This is a genomic window from Fibrobacter sp. UWB13, assembly GCF_900177805.1.
Lineage (GTDB): Bacteria > Fibrobacterota > Fibrobacteria > Fibrobacterales > Fibrobacteraceae > Fibrobacter.
Genome location: NZ_FXAX01000010.1, coordinates 1 through 2,175, shown reverse-complemented (window position 1 = coordinate 2,175; position 2,175 = coordinate 1). Strand labels below are relative to the sequence as shown.

2 protein-coding genes and 1 pseudogene are annotated in these 2,175 nt (G+C 37.7%); all 3 read left to right on the top strand.

Going from position 1 to position 2,175, the window contains the following annotated elements; genetic code table 11:
- Positions 1-1,076 (top strand): annotated as a pseudogene (locus tag B9Y77_RS15735) (hypothetical protein); the annotation flags it as partial.
- A 91-nt stretch (positions 1,077-1,167) separates the two neighbouring features.
- Complete coding sequence (locus B9Y77_RS15730) at positions 1,168-1,368, top strand: hypothetical protein (RefSeq protein ID WP_139829344.1); 201 nt, start codon at positions 1,168-1,170, stop codon at positions 1,366-1,368.
- A 164-nt stretch (positions 1,369-1,532) separates the two neighbouring features.
- Complete coding sequence (locus B9Y77_RS16120; protein WP_176221792.1) at positions 1,533-1,709, top strand: hypothetical protein; 177 nt, start codon at positions 1,533-1,535, stop codon at positions 1,707-1,709.
- Positions 1,710-2,175: the final 466 nt, after the last annotated feature.

Genomic DNA, 2,175 nt, shown 5'->3' with positions numbered 1-2,175 from the left:
CTGCCGGGACTCCGTCGAGGCGCTCGCTCTCGCCGCCACGGCATGTCAGTACATGCCGCTTGCGGCTCACGCCCCTTGAGGAAATCCTCGAGGGGCCCTTTCTTGTTTCTGTGCCGCCCGCGCAATGTCGCGATGTCGTTCGCGGTGGCTTATGCAAGACTATTTTTGTATATTCCGTACAAATGAATAGACTTTCCGCGTACATCTTGTTTATCTCCCTTTTTCTCCTTGTTGCTTGCGACAGTGCCAAAAAGGATTTCATGACTCCGAAGCAGGGGGAGGTTGTTATAGATGTCAATACCGAAGACTATTCGCTGAACGGAACCGTTATCGGCAAGACCGCCACCGATATTTCGAATAATGAAGATTTGCTAATTATGCCTCTCGATAATGAATTGCAAGAGATTCGAAGGGTTGAACAAGAAGAGGCTTTAAGGAAGGGAATTCCTGCCGATGAATCAAATGCTAGGCTTCATATCGATGAAAACCTTTCGTATGACGTTTTTTATAAAGTTATCGCTACGATGGGGTTCAGTGGATATGTATCATTTCAATATGTGATCGGTTCTAATTTCAGGGAACCGCTTGATATGAATTTGCCAGAAAGAAGTTCGTACCCTTTTTCAGATGAGGGAATAAATCTTTCTTCATGCCGGCGAGAAAAAATTGAGAGGCAAATGGATAAGTTTTCAGAAAAAATTTCACATAAAAGAATTATAACTGATGAAATTCTGGATAGGCGTATTAAGGATACTGAACTGCTTGTAAAGTGTGCTCAAAAATTTATTGATTTTTCATTAACCATAAGATCTAATGGAGATTGTCTTTCTTATGAAGTAAGCTTGAATGAATCCGGTTTGATCGATGGGGAAAAATTGTACACCTATGAAAATATAGATGATGTATGGAAATTTATAGAAGATATTCGTCTTAGACGAGAATTGCAAGATAAAGAAGATAGCGATCAGATATTTGTAAGTTTTAAAAAGGACGTGTTGGTTAAAAAAATTGCACCTATAGTGAAAAAATTAAAAACTTATGGTTATAAGATTCGATTGTATTTGGATTTGGAATAGTATGAGGAATAACGCATACAAATGAATGGATTTTCCGCATACATCCTGTTTTCTCCCTTTTTCTCCTTGCGGCAACGGTAAAAAGGAATTCATGACTCTGAATTCGAACGAACCCGTTCTGGATGTGAATCTCGATGAATATTCGCTGAACGGAAACGTTATCGGTAAGACCGCTACCGATATTTCTGCTATTCATGATCTGTTGATTGTGCCTCTTGAAAGTGAGCTAAATCAGAAAAGAAAGATTGAACTAGAGGAAGCTTTTTTATTCATCGACATGTGCCTTTTTTGAGGTATAAGTATGGGCGTAATCGCTCAAAGTTGTTGCTTAATGAATTTTTGAGTGCAAAGAATGATCATAGAGAATCTTAAATAGAGTGTTTTAAAGATTATAAAGCTTTGGATTAGTTATTGACATTTTATGCTTCAAAAGATGACGTTAAATATGTTATCAGCATGAATGAAAATGCATTAAGTGAAAATAGTTCGTTTCATGGCTATGACTATCATTCTTTTAATAATCAAGAAGATTTATGGAAATTCTTAGCGGATGTCCGTTCAAAAGAAGAATCCTCCAAAAGAAATAAAATATGCTCAGGACTTATTAGAAAGCCAGATGAAAATACTTTTTGAAAAAGATGTGTTAATGAAAGATATTGCTCCCATAATCAAAGGACTAAATGCTCTTGGATACAGCGGGGATAGAATTATTTTGTATAAGTCAAATGGCGTGCATAGAATTTAGCCCTTTGGTTTTTCGGTAACCGTTATCAATTCAATCATTGCGATACCGCTCTGTTCAATAGCTATCGTTGCTTTAAGCATTGCTGTTATTAAGTTGATTACCAATTTGGAATGTTAATATTGTGTTAACAACGTGTAACTTTTACGGATGGTACGAATATTTTTCAAAAAAAGTGAAATTTTTTTACGCTACCCCCTTGTTTTTCCTCCCGAATATTCTATAATTGGTCTCACCCTCGAAACGACGGTCAAAAACGAAGAATCGAGAGTAAAGCGAAAGCCCGCGAGACTTTCGGGAAGATTGAAGGAATCGGAGATGTGCTTAGTGACGGCCCAAGAAAATTTCTTGGAAGTC

Bases quoted from the DNA above. Each gene is read 5' to 3' on its own strand.
- B9Y77_RS16120 (WP_176221792.1), top strand. From the start codon at position 1,533: ATGAATGAAAATGCATTAAGTGAAAATAGTTCGTTTCATGGCTATGAC.
- B9Y77_RS15730 (WP_139829344.1), top strand. From the start codon at position 1,168: ATGACTCTGAATTCGAACGAACCCGTTCTGGATGTGAATCTCGATGAA.